This is a genomic window from Legionella navarrensis (assembly GCF_052527415.1).
Window position 1 is genome coordinate 40,231 of the sequence record NZ_JBNVZR010000003.1, and the last position, 19,050, is coordinate 59,280.

A 19,050-nucleotide genomic window follows, 5' to 3' on the forward strand; every position below is an offset into this window, starting at 1 on the left:
AGGGTCAAGGCCTGTAGCGGTAGGGCAGGTATTCCGGTTCCCAGGTCAGTTGCTGAATGCTTTTTTTAAGTTGGTCATCGCTCTGATAATCGGCCAGCTCCGAACGAACCGCCTCCTGCGCAACCGCAAACGCAACGGCATGTGCAACTTTCCTTACGTCTGCAATAGGCGGCAGAAGGTTGGCGTTAACATCGTGCCGGGCTGGAGAGCACGAGGCCAGTGCTTTTGCAGCCACCATAAACATTTTATCCGATACGGTTCTGGCTTTGGCTGCAATCAACCCAAGCCCCATGCCCGGAAAAATATATACGTTGTTGGTTTGATCCACCCGGAAAGACTGGCCATTTTTGATGATGCTGTCAAAGGGGCTGCCTGTGCCAATCACCGCGCGACCATCTGTCCAGGTCATCAAGTCCGCAGGAGTGGCTTCGCTGTGCGTGATGGGGTTGGACAGCGGCATGATGATTGGCCTGGCTACGTGTGCCGCCATGCTGCGGATGATGCTTTCTGTAAAAATGCCAGCCTGACCGGAAACGCCGAGCAGAGCATTGGGGTGCAGATTGTTGATTACGTCCTCCAGGCTGATATACCCATCCTCCACGCCAGTCCAGCCGGCTATATCCTCCGGAGATTTCAACAGTTTTTCCTGGAAGGGCAGCAGATCAGGCATGCCTTTCATCAGCAGGCCATTGCGATCGATCATATAGATTCGTGCCCTGGCTTCGGGTTCTGACAGACCATCGTCCATCAGAGCATGTACGATCAGCTCGGCAATACCACAGCCGGCTGAGCCTGCGCCAACAATCACAATGTGCTGCGAGTGCAGGGGAATTCTGGTCACGGCCACAGCCGCTAACAGGGTACCTGTTGCGATGGCGGCGGTGCCCTGAACGTCATCATTAAAAGTACATAATTCATTACGATAACGCTCCAGCAGGCGCGTCGCGTTTTGCAGAGCAAAATCTTCCCATTGCAGCATAATGTGCGGGAAGCGTTTTTTCAGCGCCTGCACAAAGGCATCGACAAAATCGTCGTAGTCCTTTCCGCGCACGCGCTCGTGCCGCCAGCCAATATACATTGGGTCGTTGATAAGCTCCTGATTATTGGTTCCGGTATCCAGCAAAACCGGGAGCAGGGTGGATGGGTGCAGACCTGAACAGGCCGCGTACAAAGCCAGTTTTCCGATCGGAATACCCATGCCGCCAGCACCCTGATCGCCTAAGCCAAGAATCCGCTCACCATCGGAAACCACAATGACCTTGACGCTGTCAAAACGTGGGTTTGCCAGAATTTCGTCAATGCGATCCTTGTAGGGATAGGCAATAAAAATACCGCGTGGGCGACGATAAATGTGGCTGAATGTCTGACAGGCTTCACCCACCACGGGCGTGTAGACAATCGGCATGATTTCGGTGATATGCTCGCGCAGGAGGTTATAGTACAGGGTTTCATTGGAGTCCTGCAGATCGCGCAGATACAGATACTTTTCAAGATCTGTTTTTTTGCTTTTAAAGGCTTCGTATGAACGCGCCCTTTGCTGTTCAATCGTGCTTTCTTCTGGCGGTAAGAGACCCAGGAGTTTAAATTCTACCCGTTCACGATTGCTAAACGCGGTTCCTTTGTTCAGCAGAGGTCGCAGCAGCAGGCCGTAGTCTGTGTAGGGTACGTCCTGATATGCTTGATTATCCATGTTCTCGTTCATCTTCTTTCTTCCTTGTCTGGCCGTATATTATGACATTATAGACGCTTAAATGATGCTTGAGGGCAGGACTGCCCCATCTTAATTCGAACGGAAGTTAATCAGTTGGCACGTTCTGCTCCCTTCTCCCTTGAGGGAGAAGGGCCGGGGATGAGGGTGGTGGGTGTGGCACGGTTTAACTTCCGTTCAAATTAAGATGGGACATCTCTGTGCTTGAGGGGCGCATCAATTGTTTGTTTGTGTGTTTTCACATAAAATGTCAGGCTTTGCCGTTACCAGGTCTTGAAATGCCCGATTTTTACGATGATTTCCGCAAACGCCGCACCTTTGCCATTATTTCTCACCCCGACGCCGGTAAAACCACGGTTACCGAAAAACTGTTGTTATTCGGAGGCGCCATTCAGCTGGCCGGAACGGTCAAAGGGCGCAAGGCAAGCCGCCACGCCACTTCTGACTGGATGGAAATGGAGAAAGAACGGGGTATCTCGATTACGACTTCCGTGATGCAGTTTGTTCATAACGAACACGTGATGAACCTGCTGGACACGCCTGGTCACGAAGATTTTTCCGAAGACACCTACCGTACGCTGACGGCTGTTGATTCGGCCCTGATGGTGATTGACGTGGCCAAAGGGGTTGAGGACAGGACTATCAAACTGATGGAAGTATGCCGCCTGCGCGACACGCCCATCATGACCTTCATCAACAAGCTTGACCGCGAAGGCCGTGAACCCATCTCTCTGCTGGACGAAGTGGAAACCGTACTGGGCATACAGTGTGCGCCCATTACCTGGCCTGTTGGCATGGGTAAACGCTTCAAGGGGATTTATCATCTTTACCAGGATGTGATTTATCTTTATCAAAGCGGAAAAAACGCGCAGAAACAGGATGCGCTGGAAATTGCCGGTATCGACAACCCCAGGCTTGATGAACTTCTGGGGGATGCGGCTCAGGAGCTGCGTGACGAAATCGAACTGGTTAAGGGCGCTTCCCACGAATTTGATCTGCAGGCCTATCTTGCCGGCAAAATGACGCCTGTTTACTTTGGGTCCGCGATTAACAACTTTGGCATCAAGGAACTGCTCGACGACTTTGCGCAATACGCACCAGGTCCCTTGCCCCGCAAGGCTGTGCAGCGACAGGTTGATCCTGGCGAAGAAAATTTCAGTGGTTTTGTTTTTAAAATTCAGGCCAACATGGATCCCAAACACCGTGATCGCATTGCCTTTATGCGTATCTGCTCCGGTACCTTCAGACGCGGCATGAAACTCAGCCACCTGCGCCTTGGCAAAGAGGTGGCAATCGCCAACGCCCTGACCTTCATGGCCGGTGATCGCTCTCAGGCTGAAGTCGCCATGTCGGGTGACATTATTGGTCTGCACAACCATGGTACGATACGAATCGGAGACACCTTTACTCAGGGCGAAACCTTAAAGTTTACCGGTATCCCCAATTTCGCGCCTGAACTCTACCGCCTGGTCCGCCTGCGCGATCCATTAAAAAGTAAGGCATTGATCAAAGGTCTGATTGAATTGTCTGAGGAAGGTGCCACCCAGGTATTCCGTCCTCTGAACAGCAACCAGCTCATCCTTGGAGCTGTGGGCGTTCTTCAGTTCGATGTTGTAGCCCACCGGCTGCTGCACGAGTACAAAGTAGACTGCGTATACGAAAACGTCAGTGTCAGCTGTGCCCGCTGGGTTTATGCAGAAGACGACAAAGCCATGGCCGATTTCCGCGCCAAGGCCTTCGACTACCTTGCTCTTGATGGCAGTGAGGCGCTCATGTACCTGGCTCCAACCCGGGTGAACTTAAGCATGGCAGAAGAGCGCTATCCCCGGATACGCTTTGTGGCAACGAGGGAACATTAGCAAACGTAGGTCGGGCGCTTCGCCCGACATGCTGTCTGATGAGGTTTTCCGAATTAAGAATATCGACCGGGCATGGATATATGACCATATCCACATGAAGAGTTAATTTAAACAAAACTGTTTACCATTTATCTCAGCTGACTGTACTATATACTCTTCGAAAACGACTGGGGATAGAAAAATGCCTTCGAATGAGCAAAACAATGGCAAACGTAGTTTTTTTAAAAAAAATCGCGGTAAAGTTGAATTTGGAGCCTTGTTACTCAGTACCGGTATTGGAGCTGGCGTTGGAGCGCTTATCGGAACATTTGTATTTCCAGGTTTTGGAACCGCAGCTGGAGCCCTGATTGGGGCCGTTTTTGGCGCTGCAAAGGCTTCACTGGCTATTTGCATGGCCAGGACAATAGCAAGAACGTCTACCATCGCAACCGTTGCCAGCTTCTTCGGAGTTGAACTTGCTGGTTCCATGACTGGAGCGCTTGTTGGCGGTTTGCTTGGCTCATTTGTGTTTCCGATAATTGGAACCGGTTTTGGTGCTGTTATTGGTGCCGCAATCGGTGCTGTAGCCAGCCTGTTATTGCTTTGGGGGATTCACTCAATACCAGCAGTCAGAAAATATCGTAATAAAACCGAAAATGAAGTGACTCAAATGGAGCAGACTACAACGGTAAGCGGCGTCAATAATACGGTCAGCCCCGTAAAGCAAATCAGAACAGATCCTGGTATGAACAGTTACAACCACCCATTGTTTACCGAAAAGCAAGACAACGACTCACAAGAGGATGTTGCTGACTATTTGCCTGGAAGAGTCAGCTCGCCTGCTTAAAGAGGGTGGGGTTGCTAATGTAGGTTGGGCCTTGGCCCAACAAAGGTGCATCCCATGAGCATCATTGTTGGGCCAAGGCCCAACCTACGCTGACAGTTCGAGCGAGTTTTGAAGCTCTGCACCTCTTTGTTCAAGATAATTGTCGATAAGGGTTTGAGATCGTGTTTTTCCTGAATGAAACAGGCTGTAAGTATTCATCATGCTTTGCGAGGCAGCGAGTATGCGATAAGCCTGGCTGCCAAGAATTTCAGACCGGATCCCAGCAAAATTTTCAGGCGTTGCCTGAGAAATTCTGTCATACATTAGCTCAAGAATAGCTGTTTTCAGCGCATCGCCTGACAGTGCGCTAATACTGTCATAGGTAGGGTCACCCGCTAATGAAGCGCCTTGAGCGGGAGCCTTGTGGGTGCGGTCGATAAAAGGGTAGGCCGCATAAACGTGGAATGAGTTCTGACACTGCTCGCAAGCCTGTCTCAGTTCTTGAATCAGCGCCATTGGCTCTGGGTTATCCCGTAAACCCGCATACTCTGAAATGGTTCTGTCTTCATAAACAATTTGACTGTTATTGGCATAACCGAATGGGGGATTGGCAAAATAATTAAAAGCGGCTGTGAGCGAATCAATAAGTCTATCCATTTCAGCCCGAGTGGGCTTGTATCCACCACGGGCAATCGAGTCAAGATTTTTGTAACTGCTTGCTAATCGATTAGCGTTTGGCAACTTCCCGGCACCATAAAGAAACAGCCTGAACGCTGAATCATTGTCTATATTTAAACTAAGGTTTCCTAAAAGAGAACGTTCAAGGATTGTTGATATAACGTTAGCCAGTCTGGGCATAATAAAATTTTCCGAACAAAAAATGTTTCGAAATAATACCATCATGAGTTCATTTTGTACATAATTTTTCTGTCGTAATCCTACGTTAGCCGTAGGTTGGGCCTTGGCCCAACATGGAACTGGCATCCAGGCTAATTGTTGGGCCAAGGCCCAACCTACGGCTTTATGTACATTGTTAAATCATTTGCTCTTTGCTATTTTATGCTGTTGTTATATGTCGCAGGATCGAATTTTTTGTTGGGATCAAAGCCGGCCGTTGCTGCGGCTTCCCGTGCTGCAATAAGGGATAAAAGAGGTTTGTGGCCTTTTCTTTTAAAATCAAAATTTTCATGTGCCTCTATGGCTACGATATTAATCAGCTTCTCGCTTTCAAATGCTTCCCACATAATTTCAAAGCAGAGCCCACCGTCGCTGAGATGAGTATGGTAGAAGCCCTTGCTGACACAGCCTGAATCTGGTGTCTTACATGCACCATGCTTTGGATCGAGTTTAATTTTTCCGGGCCAGGTCTGAGGCATTGGACCATGTCTTTCCAGTTCATGTATCAGTTTATTAGCCTGACTTACAATTTTTTGCTGAAGGGTATATTTTTTTCTGCCGTCTACTACTTTCGGGCCTCCATTCCATAAATCGCTTAAGCATCCACGGATTTTCCCTGAACGATTAACAAACCAGTTAACCACGTGTGGCTCTTTTTTATGCCGTTCTTTTGCACTGGAAGGATCGACCGGTTTAAATATTGAGACGGTTGATATGGAAGAAACGGTTGATATGGAAGAAACGGGTGGTACGGAGCTCGCTGCGTGCGATTTCGTATGTTTTTGGTGTTTTTTTGGCATTGGAGTATCTCTTAATTAAACAAGGAGCGGATTATTTTATCATTTATTGAATAGTATAAAAAGTGTCCGCGCTTAGATTTCAGGCATTTTGAGGTAATTCAATTCAGCCTTTAACATTGATGACACGAGGGAATATGCTAAAATTAAATACAGATATGACAGGAAAAAAAGTATGATACGCGTCCTTGTGTTGCTCATTACACTGCTGTTGACCCCGCTCGCTGGAGCTAAAACGGCCGAAGCGATTGTGGCCGGGGGCTGTTTTTGGTGCGTTCAGTCCGATTTTGATAAATTACCCGGTGTTATCCGTACTGTTGCAGGCTATGATGGTGGCAGTGAGCCTAATCCCACTTACAGTCTTGTCTCGTCTGGCACAACGGATTATGTTGAGTCGGTAATGATTACCTATGATCCTGATCTGCTCAGCTACTCACAATTACTGAATTATTTCTGGCATCACATTGACCCAGAAGCGAAAAACGCTCAGTTTTGCGATCATGGCCGTCAGTATCGGAGTGTCATTTTTTATTTAAACGACGAACAAAAACAGGCCGCCCTCGCCAGTAAAAAGCAGCTGCAGAAACAATTTCCCATTATAGAAACAGATATCCTGCCTTCAACCCATTTTTATCCTGCGGAAGAATGGCATCAGAATTACTATCTAAAAAACCCGATTCGCTATAAATACTATCGTTATACCTGTGGTCGAGATAAACGAATCAAGGAGCTTTGGTATGATTAAATCCAGCTGGCTGTCTTGCTTGCTGCTGGCGGGGCAGGCCCTGGCCTTTACTCCTCAGTTTGATAAGGCTGAGGCACTGAAGCAGTTGACGCCTCTGCAATATGACGTGACGCAAAACATGGGCACCGAAAGAGCATTTGACAATCCCTACTGGAATACAAAGGCTGAGGGAATTTATGTTGATGTGGTATCCGGTGAACCGTTATTCAGCTCCACCGACAAATACGATTCCGGAACAGGGTGGCCGAGCTTCAGCAAGCCGATTGATAATTCTTTTGTTACGCTGAACAAGCAGCGCCATCTCCTTTTTTTCAGCCTGCTTGAAGTACGCTCTCGTTACGCCGACTCCCATCTGGGGCATGTGTTCAAAGACGGGCCGCCACCGACTGGCCTGCGCTATTGCATGAACTCAGCCGCCTTGCGCTTTATTCCCAAAGAGCAGATGGAAGCCGCCGGTTACGGCGCGTATTTATACCTCTTTAACGCAAAGAATAAAGACGAAACTGGTTCATCCGAATCAACGCCGTCGCCGTAACCAGCAGAACAAAGCCCAGTGCCAGCCAGGAAAAGGCACCAGGCCACAGCATCATGGCGATAAAAAATAAAAAAGCCTCCGCCCGCTCCATAAGGCCCGAACTGTAATGAAAGCTTTTATGCGACTGATTACTGGTGAAAATTCCGACCACCAGAAAGCTGGTGATGCATAACAACATACTCCCCAGCATCAGCAGGCACCAGAGGCTTCGCGATTGTGGTGCTACCAACCACAAAGCCATAACCATCGACAATTCAACCGCGCGATCAGTCACGATATCCAGAGCCGAACCCCAGTCGGACACGTTATTGCGCAAACGGGCGAGGGTTCCATCAAGGGTATCGCAGTAACCTGACAGTAATAACAGAGCGATGGCAAGATAAATATGATTCCAAAGGAGGGCGGGTATCAGCAGCAAACCCAATAGCCCTGAGAAAAGGGTAATGTGATTGGGGCTGATGTGGCCACTCAGGCGCTTAACCATGGGCGTAACGAGGTAATGCTGGTAAGTGGGTCTGATGTATTGCTCTATCATGAAAATTTCCCTCTTTATTTGTGGCTCATTTCCCGGATTACGCTGGCGCTAATCCGGGCTACAAGGGCTCTATTATTAAAATTTCCTCAAAAATGAAACCAGATGACGGGTTTTTGCTGAAAATAATCGGGGACGATAAAACTCTCCGGCGGCTCGTTTGCTTATCTCACTCAAAACCGGATAGGGAACGATCACATCAGTAAAGGCGCGCAGATTTTTACCCTCACGCACCGCCATGACCCAGGGTAGAATCATCTCGCCAGCCTGTGCTCCCACGATCGTTGCTCCCAGGATGCGTCCCTTTTTATTCGTGATTATCTTGATTTTTCCTTTTGTAAGTCCATCTGTGTGCGCACGATCGTTATCAGCATAGTGCCATTCCGTGACAATGCCCTCAAACGCACCCACATGAGCGAGCTCTGGCTCAGTATACGTTACCCAGGGCACGGCGCGATAATTGACACGGGCCGGCCATCGAAATGCAATATTGCGCAGCACAATACCGGCCTGATAACTGGCCATGTGGGTGAAGGGCCAGACTCCAATCACATCACCCAGAGCATAAATGGATTTATTTGTGGTTTGTAAGCGCGCGTTTACCTTTATCCCCCTTGATGTGTAAGCGACACCGGCCTGCTCCAGATCGAGGTGGCTGACATTGGGTTGCCGACCGCTTGCCAGCAGCAAATGACTGCCCACCAGGCGGTCTGTTTTTCCGGCTTGTGTCAATGACACGCTAATGCCTCCCTCCGGGGTGTTGCTGAGCTGGTGAATCTGAGCGTGTTCGTAAAGCGCCAGGCCACAAGACAGCAGTTCTTCTCGCAGAACAGCTACGCAATCAGTATCGTCTTTGGGCAGAATACTGACCATATCCAGCAAACTGACCCGAGCGCCGAGCAGGGCAAAAGCCTGTCCCAGCTCGCATCCCACTGGGCCACCTCCTATTACGATCAGATGCTCAGGCAGCTCTTGTAGTTCAAATATATTTTCATTGGTCAGATACGGCACATTCTCCAGACCTGGGATAGTCGGGATGGCCGGCGAAGATCCCGTCGCAATCACAAATCGTTTTGCCTGAATGCCTGTCTCACCCGCCATGAGCGTCTTGCTGTTGATAAAACGGGCGGTGGCCGGAATAACATGCACGCCCATGGATGTGAAACGGTCAAAAGAATCATGCTCAGACAAGTCTTCAATAACGGTACGCACCCGTTGCATGACTTTCGCAAAATCCACGTGACAGGCATCCACCATAACACCGTACTCTGATGCCTTACGTACATCCCGCGCCGCTTTGGCGGCTGCCAGCAGGGTTTTGGATGGAATGCAGCCATAATTAAGACAATCGCCCCCCATGCGGCGGGATTCAATCAGCACCACCTTCAAGCCCAGTTGTGCCGACACAGCCGCAACGCTGAGCCCCCCGGCACCGGCACCGATGACAGCCAAATCGTAACGGTCATCAGAGGATTTTGTTTTTAACCGATTGTATAGAACCGGCAGTAACGACAAGGCAGCCAGTGACAGCAGGGGAACCAGCACCGCAGGGCTGAAAATAATACCCAGATTCGGCTTTTGATCTGCGCTAAAGACCTGATGCAATCCATTGCCCAGCATGGCGTATACCAGAGAGCCAGGAATAATTCCCAGAAAAGTTGCCAGGAAAAAGGTACGTGCCGGCACACCAAGCAAAGGCGGTACCATATTTACAACCCAGAATGGGAAAACAGGAATCAGGCGCAGACTGAGTAAGTAGGAAAACGCATTTTTCTGAAACCCCCGGCGCATACGTTCTACCCAGGCAGCCGCACGTGCCGACACCCAGTCAGCCAGGGCTGTTTTAATGGCAAAAAAAATCAGGAGCGCGCCGAGCGTAGCGCTGATAATAACCAGGGCGGCGCCGCGAAGCGTGCCAAACATAAAGCCACCCGCCAGTGTCAGGAATACAGCCCCGGGGAACGAGGCGGCCACAGCGAGCGTGTAGGTGGCCATGAAGAGCAGGGCCGCGAGCCATGGGTGCGCCTGAACCTGGGCAGTTAAAGCGGCACTGTGTTGTTTCAGAAACTCAAAACTCAGGTATTTATCAAAACCGAACAAAAAATACAGCGCAAGCAGCCCCAGAAGCAAAACCAAGGGTAAACCGCGCTGGAGAGTTGATTTCATTACGTCATCTCTGATGTATAAAATGACAGGATATCACAATATAAATGTTCCCTTAACAAAACGAACGGGCACGCTTGAGGCTCTGGTTTGTCTGATGAAATAACCCTCATCCCCAACCCTTCTCCCTTAACCAGGGAGAAGGGAGTCTTTCCCCGTATTTTCTACGGTACTGTCCATATCAAATCTGTAATAAAATAAGTCAAATAGTAATTTTGATGCGATTAATGAGGGAATACATGACAACAGATTCTGTGATTGCGGCCTCGGCAGGGATTCTTGCTGGTGCCTGCTTTGGTTTTTTTTATCAGCGTTTAACTAAATGCATGGCTCCTCAGACAAAAAGCCATGATGACGGGAATAACTCAAAGGGTGAGCATGAGTTGTATCAAACAATGCTGAATAAGGTTGGTGCCGAACGAGATGCCATACTCGACAGGATGAATCACATACTGAACCAGCCCGGTTCAGGTACGCCCGGTTTCCTCATTTTAGATGAATTTTCAGCGCTCGCACTAGCATTAAATCAGTATCCCAGATTTTTAGCCGAGTTGGAGCGGAATGATCCTGGTTATGTAACCCGTATCCACGGCGACACTCTGAAGCATCATCAAACGGTTACACAAACGGCTGAAGCATTCTTCAGTCGCATAGACAAGATGGCTGACAACCAATACAAACCAGCCGTCCGATCGTTATAGGCGGCTTTTCAAAACTTTTGAAACAGGTGATTTTATGAATACAGTTCGACATGTGGCAACCGGCGGCATTCTTGCGCTGGCAGTAGGTATTTCGTTCGGTCTCGCTGCTTTTTTTTCTACACCCGTCACGGTTGTCGGTGCTGTGATATTTGCTGTCGGGGGAGCTGCTGGTACCGCTCTCGTCTATGGTGCTGGGGCTTTGATGGGGGAACGTTCTGCTGAGGTAGACAATAGAAATTTAGCCGCTGAGGTAAGCGAAGCAGCATCCCTGAGGGTCCTCGGTACGGAGCTGGATTCTGAAAAAGTGAAGCAACTTATAACAGGGCTTCAGTCGCTTGAGACAAGAGTTAACGGCCTGGAAATAGATCTGGCGAATCATAGAGAATTAACCAGAACGCAACAGGACCACACTGATACTGTGCAGCTTGCAGTAAACACCGGGATGAATCCCCCGGTACCCGGTCCGTCAGGAGTTGGTTTGTTCTCAAAAACATCCCAGTCTGTGGCTAATGACCCAGAATCGGTACAGAAGGACAGAACAAGAGGGGTACGCACCAGAACAGGCTAGAACGCCGAATGACTTAATAATGTACATAAAGCCGTAGGTTGGGCCTTGGCCCAACAATTTGCCTGGATGCCAATTCGATGTTGGGCCAAGGCCCAACCTACGGCATAATGCGGCCCGCATTAGAAGTTCGTGCATTGTTTTAAATCATTAGACCCTGGGCAGAAAGAGCCATGAACAATGATAGCAAAGGAAAAACATGTGGAATTTTTTTTCAATACTACCCCTTGGTAAACGTGATCCCGGGGTGATACCCAAAGATAAAAATCTGGATACCCTGCCTGCTGAAAAACAATTCGTCTCTCATCCAAAAGATATCAGCCAGGATGAAAACCAGGAATACACTATCCCTGCTCATCTGATTACCTCAACAGAGCATGGATCTGTTTGTGATAAGGATATAACAATTCTTGAATGGCATATGACAAAAGAGCATTGTCTGGTTATTACATCGCACACAGACAGACAGATTAATCTGTTTGAGAATGTTGAGCTAAAGGAATGTGTTATCAAAGCCAGCGGGCCTGTACAGATAGCCGGAACAATAGACTGTGAATCGGCACTGGTCATTGAAGCGGAGGCGTTGCGTATCACGAAGTCCATCAAGGCAGGGACTTCGGTATTGCTGTCGGCACGCCAGGGGGTGGGGCTTCTTGCCCCTGTGCAGGCACAGGATCTGACAATTCGTGCGACTTACGTTCATCAGGAGGCCGACCTCAGGCTTTCAGGTCAACTGGATGTTTCCTCTCAGTTTTTTAAGCAGGGTGCGGTTAAAACAGAGCTTGAGTCGCTGCGTCTGCTTGCCTCTCAATGTGAAATTAACGGGGAGTTGTCGGTAAATAAGGAATGCTTTTTAACCGCCGATGCCATGCTCTGGGGGCATGAACAGTCGGAGTCAACCATAAAGCTGCATGGTGAACATCATATTCATGCCGGTAACCTCCACATACAGGGTGATACCCAGATTCGGATTGGAGATGCCGATGGTGACAGAGAAAGTGACTTCATTGTTTATAAAAAGCTCATACTTGATAAGCCTGTCATCGTCGATTTGTTTAATACCCGATTTTCTCTCGATGAAATGGATAATCAGGGTGAACTGGCCTGTCATCAATGTACAACGACAGTAAAAACGGTGCGCCAACAGGGTGTTTTTGATTCAATACAATCACTGATCACGGTTTCAGGCGATTTTTATCATGCTGATTTTTCTTTAACGGAGTTAAGGGATACGAGTTTCAGCGCGCCAGAGGTCAATGTTTGTGGCGGAAACTTTGTTGTGAACGATTGTCTTTTTCAGGGGAATTCCTGTCGTGTCCTCAAAGGGGTTTTACGCGTTGAGAACACATCTGAGATGGAGTTCGATAGCTTATGGCAGGGAAAAGAGAGCCATGTCCGTTTTAAAGACAGCAGACTCAGGATTTGTCAGTCCCTGGTGGCAGCCGGGCAACTGCATCTTGACACGACACAGGTAACATTAAAACACTTAAAAAAGATACAGGGCAAGGCCTGTATCAATCAGTCGACCATTACGGCTCAGTCTCAGATCATGCTGAAAGGCGCAACAGAGCTGACAGAATCACGTCTTGTGAGTCCGGTGGTCATACTCCGAGACGGGCTGACGATCAATTGCCTGCAGCTCGATGCGGACATGGCCGAGATTATGTCGGAGCAGGCGACAATTACCGCCCTGTCTTCTTCCTCGAAAACACTTCATTTGCAGGGAAGTAAGACAGCAGAACAGGTACTGCTGAGGCGATGCGCACTCAGCACCAGTCGATTTTCCTGTTCGGGGCATGTCACGCTCGAGAAATCCGCCTTTTTTGGCGTTTCCAGCGAGCCGGTCAGCCACGATCTGCATGCCCATCTTAAACTGCTTGAGTCGCGATTTATTACAGACAGTCAGTTAAGCATCTACGCTGATGGTAAGATGAAGATGGACTATCAGAGTCAATTGCATACAGGCCTGCTGTATTCGCAGGGGGCAATGAAAGCGAGGGATTCGGCTGTCCGCTGCGACTCTATCTGGCAGAAGCATGCTGACTGTAAGCTGGATTCAAGTCGTGTTCAGGTGAACCAGGCCATTGTTCTGCAGGACAGTTGGATGGATTTGAAAAACAACACCATGCTACTGGCTCCAGACGTGCAAGTGCAGCAGGGCTCTATGCTGCGACTCAGAAAAAACAGCCAGTCAGCCAGCTCTCAGCAGCTAAGGACATCGTCTGATTCAACCGTGATTGCCGATCAATCCACGATTGCTTCCTCCAGATTTATCTCAGCAGGACGAACCGATTTATGTTCCAGCCTGTTATCAGCAGAAGAACTGTTTATCTATAATCAATTTGCAGCGAGGCAGCAGTCAAAAATTACAGCAGAAAAGCTGATTCGTATCGCAGAGCAGGCGCATGCTCATATTTCTGATTCTGTCATTGCCAGTTCGGGCCTCAGCACCTTTGGCGACACAATAATCCATAATGCCATCGTTTTGGCTGAGCGAGCCCTTGCAGTCTGGTCTCCCGCCGCCCTGACTTTAGACAACAGTGCTCTCGTTTTGGCCAGAGACATGATTGTTCGCGGTCTGATAACAACTAAAAAAACAGAAGATAATGAACAACGCGGAGCCTGTCTGCTCAAAATTGACAGAGAATTACGGGTTACTAAAAACGCCATGGTGAAGGGAAATGCTGATTTGTCAATTGAGGCCACCCGGTATTCACACCTTGGCAGCATGAAGCTTGATGCCAGCCTGAAAGCAAGGGGAGGCGTATTCAATAACCTTGGTACGATTGAGGCAGACCAGATTTATCTGGGGTTTGATGACAGGGTTGTCAATCTGGGCACATTTTTAGCCGGAAACATGATGGTTCACAGTAATTTTCTGAATCTTACCGGCAGAGCTCATATCCGTGACACGCTGATAATACAGGGATTTTATGGGGTTAATCTCGGGCTTATTCTTGCCCGGAACTACACTGATACGCAGCTGCTTTCTGTTCATGCTGGTCTGACACTGTCCAGTTCACTTGTTGATCCTGAGGCTTTTTTGTCATGGAGCAACCTGGTTTCTGTTGGGAAAATTGTGACAAACAGGTTGTTTGCTAAATACTCAGGCATCATGAATCTCGCCTTTATGATGCCAGGCCTGTTACACCGCGCCTCTTTACTGGCTGATGCGTATCACCATTTTGACTGGGAGCGCTGCAAAAACATGCGCCTTCATGAGTGGATGTCGACCATCTGCCAGATTAAAGAAAATCTCTGGTTGCTTGGGAGCTTGTATAATGCGGCTATGGCATCGGTTGGAGAGCGTTCCGACAGAATGATAGAACTGAACAGCCTGTCTGACTGGCAACGCCTTGGAGCTGATTTTACTGGTATTTTTGCAAACGAACACGGCACACTTTCCCTCGTCGATATCAATTCAGGTATACGTTTCGCAGCCTCAGGGGTAAGAAAGACTCTGCTCAGTGTAAATATGGGCGTTGACGCATCGTTGATGACGCATTCTGTTGATAACCGGTATTTCTATAATGCCGGCTGGTCTGGGGGTGGAAGTGCCTTTTTTGATGCAGACTATGCATGTAATTCTGGTTACCTGACGGGCGTCTGCCAGTTTAATTTTAAAGCCAGTACCATGGAAAATACGGGTTATGTTGGTGGACGCAATACCAGCGTGGTCATCAGGCATCTCAGCCAGAACGGACGACTGGCACTGAGTCATGGACAGGCTCATATTCTTGAGTTTGATGGCACGAACAATGTCAAGACCGAATTGACGGATATGGTCGCAACAGGGCGGACCTTTGGTTTCAACGGTCAGCTGGATGCGCAGCGCGTTCACTTTGTTTATACTGACTCGTTTCAAGCGCAGGACGAATCAACCTTTAATGTCAGTTCAGACGTCCGTATTAAAACAAACGTTTTTTCTCATGGTGGAAAAATTACGTCAACCAACACCGTCGAAGGCGGTTCTGACACGCTTTTTTACGTGGAATCGCAAACGGCCGATTTGCACGGCTCTGCCACCCTCGAAAATGCCTTTTTTAATATCGAGCATTTTGCACCGGCAATTCAGTTTATTTCAGGCCAGGGTGCGTATGAGCAGTATGCTGTGTCCGGACATTTTGGGTTCAAAACCGCGGACCATGTCATTCTGAACGCTCCTTTTAACAGACAGTGCCATTTATCCCTGGAAGCCAGGGGCATTACGATGCTCTCAGATTATCATCAGGCCAGAGATTTAAGCCTGAGCAGCACGGAGGGAGACGTTGAATTACTCAGTGACATCACCAGCAGTAATCTCCATGTAACATCGGCAGGAAACATTAAAACCAATCAAGCCATTGATTGCGAGGGTGTGACCAGTTTCACAGCCGATGGCGCCTTTTATAATGTCGGTGGAACCATCAATGCCGACACGGTTGCAATAAATGCGGCTGAAATTAACAATATCTCGGCTGGCGCTTTGCCCCAATCCCAATCATCCGACCGCCATGTGACGCCCTTTGGCCTGCCTTACTCGACTGAATGCATGGCAAGAGACGTCTCAACACAGAGCCCATGGGGCGTGGCCATGGGCAGCGATGGCATTATCAATGGGCGTAAGGATGTGTATATGGAAGCTGCTTCTGGCGACATTAAAAACAGCGGGGGGATGATTAGAGCAGGAGAATATGCTCAGTTACTTGCCCATGGAAATGTCATTAATGCCTGCAATGTCCGTGCTTATCGCGGTGCTTATGATACCGTTCTTGAGTTTGATGGAGGATTAATCGCCGGTGGAAACGGTGCTGATACGGAAGGGGTTGGTCTTTATATCCGGGCAGGCGGGCAGGTCATTTCGGATGCCTCGGACTTCGTAAGTAATGGCATTAATTATATGGAGGCTGACCAGGGCTTCGATTTTAAGGCTCGTCAGCATACCTGTCTTTCCGAAAAAAAGAAATCAAGAACCTGGTATGGAAAAAAATCGGAAGAGAGAAAGACGAGCACGACGGTTAAAAATTCAACCGTACATTCGTCGAACGGCGCTAATATTCTGGTAACCCGTCAAGGCGGTGTTCAGGCTGTGGCAACACGCTTCACCTCGCCGGGGGGAACCCTGATCATGTCTCGCGATACGGTTCAGTTATACAGCTTAAAGACACAGAGCCGACAGTATAAATCTTCGAGTCGCTGGTGGGGCCTGTCAAAACGTACGCGCTCCGAGAAGCATCAGGAGGCAATGCCCACCCTGTTTTATGATAATGGTGTGACCCGAATTGAGGTAACGGACGGTTCAATTGATGCGCGCGGCGCTTATTTTGCCGGTGCCGGTGATTTGGAGCTGAAGGCTTCGGGGCGTATCCGCTTTGGTGTTGATATATTAGATCATAAGGTTGTGGAAAAAAAACGCGGTTTTGAGCTATCAGCAACCGGAGCAGGTGCCTGGAAGGCGTGGAAGAGCGGCGGCAATCTTATGGATATGGTGAGTGCGGAAGACGCCACCATGGCCAAACTGAAGGCCATGCTTAACAGCCGCCATGATGGCGAACGATCAGCCAGCGCGACCAGTTTAGGGATCAATGTATATAACACGGTAAATAATCTGGCGCGTGGCGTGGCGAAGGGGACTCTGGACAAGGAATTACTGGCACGCTATGGGCTGGGAGGAGATAAAGGATGGTCACCTGGTGTCAGTCTGTCCGTAAGCAACAGTAAAACGGTTACGAAATACCAGACCCAGGGCCCAGGGGGTGTTGAGCGGGAAGGCGATGTGTATCTGCAGGCAGGAGAGGGGATAGATCTGGAAAATGGTGTTCGTGTGCATGCTGATGGCAATCTGGTGGCTGATGCTCCTGAACTCATTGCCACAGCAGCGACATTGCATTCCTCCGTTGATCAAAAAAGCGTAAGGGCTTCCGCGTCTTCTGCAGGAGGGCAAATTAACAGCGCTTCGGTCGGGTATTCTCACAGCAAAACAAGAGAAACGCATTACGCTCCCGCTGAATTATCGGCAGGCGGCAACTTGAGTCTCAGTGATCAAGGCCAGGCCATGAGCCATGTCGTACTGGATGGCGCCCAGATAAAGGCCGGTACGTTAGAGGCCAATATCGAACAATTAGACATAATTGACAGGCAGGACAGGGCGGTAACCCGATCCAGGTCCTTCGACGTCAGTACCTCCGGCCATGTTTCCGCATACAGAGGGGCAGGACACTCAGCCACCACCGCAGAGCACAGCGGAATTTATGTGGTCGATGGGATTAATACCGAGGGCCACAGGGTTCACGTAGACGAAGCCCGGATGCACGGGGGAAAGATTCTGACTCAAGGCGAAAATCATATTGAGATTGATAAATTAACCGCGGTAACCGTATCTGATCATGAGTCTTATCGAGGTACGGGAGTCAGTTTCAATGTAAATGATTTATCACGTCTGAATGGAGGAAAAGCAACCAATCATACCGGTGAGTCTGCTATTGCAGTTGCTGAAGTCACCCTGGAGCGTACGGACTATCTGGCAAGGACAACCCCCGTGATTTATGGTGAACTGGAAACCCGGATCCTTATTGACGAATTAGCGGGTGATCTGCATACGACATCGGCTAATGGAACTACCGTCGTCCGGGACGATGAGCTGCGACTGACGCTGGATGTTCCGATTACCACCGGCAGCCACATGCAGACAAGCCGGGAAAATATTAAAGCGGGCCTCGACAAAATAGCCTCCGCTCTCCGGCCAGCTGATATTCCTGCCATTGAGGCAGTGCGTCATGAGAGTGTCACGCAGCCCTCAGCCGGCAGACACGAAGAACAAGTGGATGCGGGCTCGGAAAAAACAGAAGCTGTTATAGACTGTGATTTGTCGTTATCGCCTGAAGAACAAAAAATACTGTGGGATGGTGTCTGGTCGCTTATGTCTGAGGATGACCAGATAAAAATCAAAGCAGATCTTATCACCGTCATGGCCGAATGGAACGCCGGGATCTTCAATTCGCCCGCTCAGAATAAGCTCGATAATGATATACAGTGCGCCTATCTGGAGGTGTTTAAAGCAATTTCAGTGGAGAAGTGGGGAGTAATAAGCCGGCAACTAAGAACAGACGTGGCCGACAAATTATTTCATGCTCTGAAATCTCCGGCTAATTTATCGACGGTGCATGTTCAGACCTGTTTCGGTCCCAAAGGGGTTTTAATCAGTTTTGTTTTTAATCTGGGTTTAAACTCCAAAAAAAATGTGCCGGATCTGATTAAAGCAGCTGTTACCACAACAGCGGGTGATGTTAGTTTCAGTATTGCGTTAAGTAGAGTATTGGGCTCTGCTGCGGGTCCTGTCAGCTGGACCGTGCTGGGCCTGCAAGCGCTGGATGCGATGATTTATGATTCGAAGTATGTAGATAATATGCTTAAGGATGAGGTTCGCTTAATTTATGAAGCGCAGAAATCAATCAAAGAAGGCAAGCTGTTACTGGGCATAGCTGAACAAATGATGGCTACCGATGAACTCGCACTGGCTAACGAAATGAGAGGGTTTCATAATGCACTGGCACTTGTATCCTGTTTTGGAGATGCATTTGCAGCCGTTTGGGATAAAGTAGCGGGTGCTGGAAAATCGGCCACGTCAAGGTATGAAAGACCACAGCAGGCGGCAGGTTCTGGGCATACTTTCTTCCGGACAGCACGACCGGCTGCAGCCGAACGCTCAGATTCTGAGTCGCTAAAGATGCCTGCATCCCGCTGAGGGAGGTAATCGGCTTGAAA

General features: G+C 49.0%; 12 protein-coding genes. 7 read left to right on the plus strand and 5 right to left on the minus strand.

Features of this window, described 5'->3' with window-relative positions:
* Window positions 1–4 precede the first annotated feature (4 nt).
* Window positions 5–1,690, minus strand: a complete 1,686-nt coding sequence (locus ACQUTA_RS02905) for an NAD-dependent malic enzyme (protein ID WP_444986699.1) — start codon at window positions 1,688–1,690, stop codon at window positions 5–7.
* Window positions 1,691–1,986: 296 nt separating this feature from the next.
* Between ACQUTA_RS02905 and ACQUTA_RS02910 the strand changes: the two genes are divergently transcribed.
* Both ACQUTA_RS02910 and ACQUTA_RS02915 read left to right on the plus strand, forming a co-directional pair.
* Complete coding sequence (locus tag ACQUTA_RS02910) at window positions 1,987–3,567, plus strand: peptide chain release factor 3 (protein WP_444986700.1); 1,581 nt, start codon at window positions 1,987–1,989, stop codon at window positions 3,565–3,567.
* A 181-nt stretch (window positions 3,568–3,748) separates the two neighbouring features.
* A complete protein-coding gene (locus ACQUTA_RS02915) occupies window positions 3,749–4,393 on the plus strand; it encodes an MFS transporter (protein WP_444986701.1) in 645 nt (214 codons plus the stop codon).
* Between the two features lie 84 nt (window positions 4,394–4,477).
* Here ACQUTA_RS02915 and ACQUTA_RS02920 read toward each other — a convergent pair whose 3' ends face one another.
* Together ACQUTA_RS02920 and ACQUTA_RS02925 are read right to left on the minus strand one after the other, a co-directional pair.
* Entirely contained in the window at window positions 4,478–5,275 is a 798-nt protein-coding gene (locus tag ACQUTA_RS02920) for a hypothetical protein (protein WP_444986702.1), read from the minus strand.
* Window positions 5,276–5,424: 149 nt separating this feature from the next.
* Window positions 5,425–6,069: a hypothetical protein gene (locus tag ACQUTA_RS02925; RefSeq protein ID WP_444986703.1), complete on the minus strand. Its 645-nt coding sequence runs from the start codon at window positions 6,067–6,069 to the stop codon at window positions 5,425–5,427.
* A 172-nt stretch (window positions 6,070–6,241) separates the two neighbouring features.
* On the opposite strand from ACQUTA_RS02925, the gene msrA reads away from it, so the two are divergent.
* Both msrA and msrB read left to right on the plus strand, forming a co-directional pair.
* Entirely contained in the window at window positions 6,242–6,811 is a 570-nt protein-coding gene (msrA, locus tag ACQUTA_RS02930) for a peptide-methionine (S)-S-oxide reductase MsrA (protein WP_444986704.1), read from the plus strand.
* Entirely contained in the window at window positions 6,804–7,346 is a 543-nt protein-coding gene (gene msrB, locus ACQUTA_RS02935) for a peptide-methionine (R)-S-oxide reductase MsrB (protein WP_444986705.1), read from the plus strand. The genes msrA and msrB overlap by 8 nt, the downstream gene beginning before the upstream one ends.
* Here the strand turns inward: msrB and ACQUTA_RS02940 are convergent.
* Window positions 7,291–7,881 (minus strand): CDP-alcohol phosphatidyltransferase family protein, encoded by a 591-nt coding sequence (locus tag ACQUTA_RS02940; protein ID WP_444986706.1) that lies wholly within the window; start codon window positions 7,879–7,881, stop codon window positions 7,291–7,293. The two genes, msrB and ACQUTA_RS02940, sit on opposite strands and share 56 nt — an antisense overlap.
* A 75-nt stretch (window positions 7,882–7,956) precedes the next feature.
* Complete coding sequence (locus tag ACQUTA_RS02945) at window positions 7,957–10,044, minus strand: dihydrolipoyl dehydrogenase family protein (RefSeq protein WP_444986708.1); 2,088 nt, start codon at window positions 10,042–10,044, stop codon at window positions 7,957–7,959.
* Window positions 10,045–10,280: 236 nt separating this feature from the next.
* Here ACQUTA_RS02945 and ACQUTA_RS02950 point away from each other — a divergent pair, with 236 nt between their 5' ends.
* The 3 genes from ACQUTA_RS02950 (at window position 10,281) to ACQUTA_RS02960 (ending at window position 19,030) form a co-directional block, all read left to right on the plus strand.
* Window positions 10,281–10,742, plus strand: coding sequence for a hypothetical protein (locus tag ACQUTA_RS02950; protein ID WP_444986709.1), 462 nt, complete (start codon window positions 10,281–10,283; stop codon window positions 10,740–10,742).
* Window positions 10,743–10,776: 34 nt separating this feature from the next.
* Entirely contained in the window at window positions 10,777–11,310 is a 534-nt protein-coding gene (locus ACQUTA_RS02955; RefSeq protein ID WP_444986710.1) for a hypothetical protein, read from the plus strand.
* Between the two features lie 196 nt (window positions 11,311–11,506).
* On the plus strand, window positions 11,507–19,030 hold the full coding sequence (locus tag ACQUTA_RS02960; RefSeq protein ID WP_444986711.1) for a hemagglutinin repeat-containing protein: 7,524 nt from the start codon (window positions 11,507–11,509) through the stop codon (window positions 19,028–19,030).
* Window positions 19,031–19,050: the final 20 nt, after the last annotated feature.

Coding starts and splice junctions, on each gene's coding strand:
- ACQUTA_RS02915 (WP_444986701.1), top strand. CDS start 3,749: ATGCCTTCGAATGAGCAAAACAATGGCAAACGTAGTTTTTTTAAAAAA.
- ACQUTA_RS02940 (WP_444986706.1), bottom strand. CDS start 7,881: ATGATAGAGCAATACATCAGACCCACTTACCAGCATTACCTCGTTACG.
- ACQUTA_RS02945 (WP_444986708.1), bottom strand. CDS start 10,044: ATGAAATCAACTCTCCAGCGCGGTTTACCCTTGGTTTTGCTTCTGGGG.
- ACQUTA_RS02955 (WP_444986710.1), top strand. CDS start 10,777: ATGAATACAGTTCGACATGTGGCAACCGGCGGCATTCTTGCGCTGGCA.
- ACQUTA_RS02920 (WP_444986702.1), bottom strand. CDS start 5,275: ATGATGGTATTATTTCGAAACATTTTTTGTTCGGAAAATTTTATTATG.
- ACQUTA_RS02960 (WP_444986711.1), top strand. CDS start 11,507: ATGTGGAATTTTTTTTCAATACTACCCCTTGGTAAACGTGATCCCGGG.
- msrA (WP_444986704.1), top strand. CDS start 6,242: ATGATACGCGTCCTTGTGTTGCTCATTACACTGCTGTTGACCCCGCTC.
- ACQUTA_RS02905 (WP_444986699.1), bottom strand. CDS start 1,690: ATGGATAATCAAGCATATCAGGACGTACCCTACACAGACTACGGCCTG.
- ACQUTA_RS02925 (WP_444986703.1), bottom strand. CDS start 6,069: ATGCCAAAAAAACACCAAAAACATACGAAATCGCACGCAGCGAGCTCC.
- msrB (WP_444986705.1), top strand. CDS start 6,804: ATGATTAAATCCAGCTGGCTGTCTTGCTTGCTGCTGGCGGGGCAGGCC.
- ACQUTA_RS02910 (WP_444986700.1), top strand. CDS start 1,987: ATGCCCGATTTTTACGATGATTTCCGCAAACGCCGCACCTTTGCCATT.
- ACQUTA_RS02950 (WP_444986709.1), top strand. CDS start 10,281: ATGACAACAGATTCTGTGATTGCGGCCTCGGCAGGGATTCTTGCTGGT.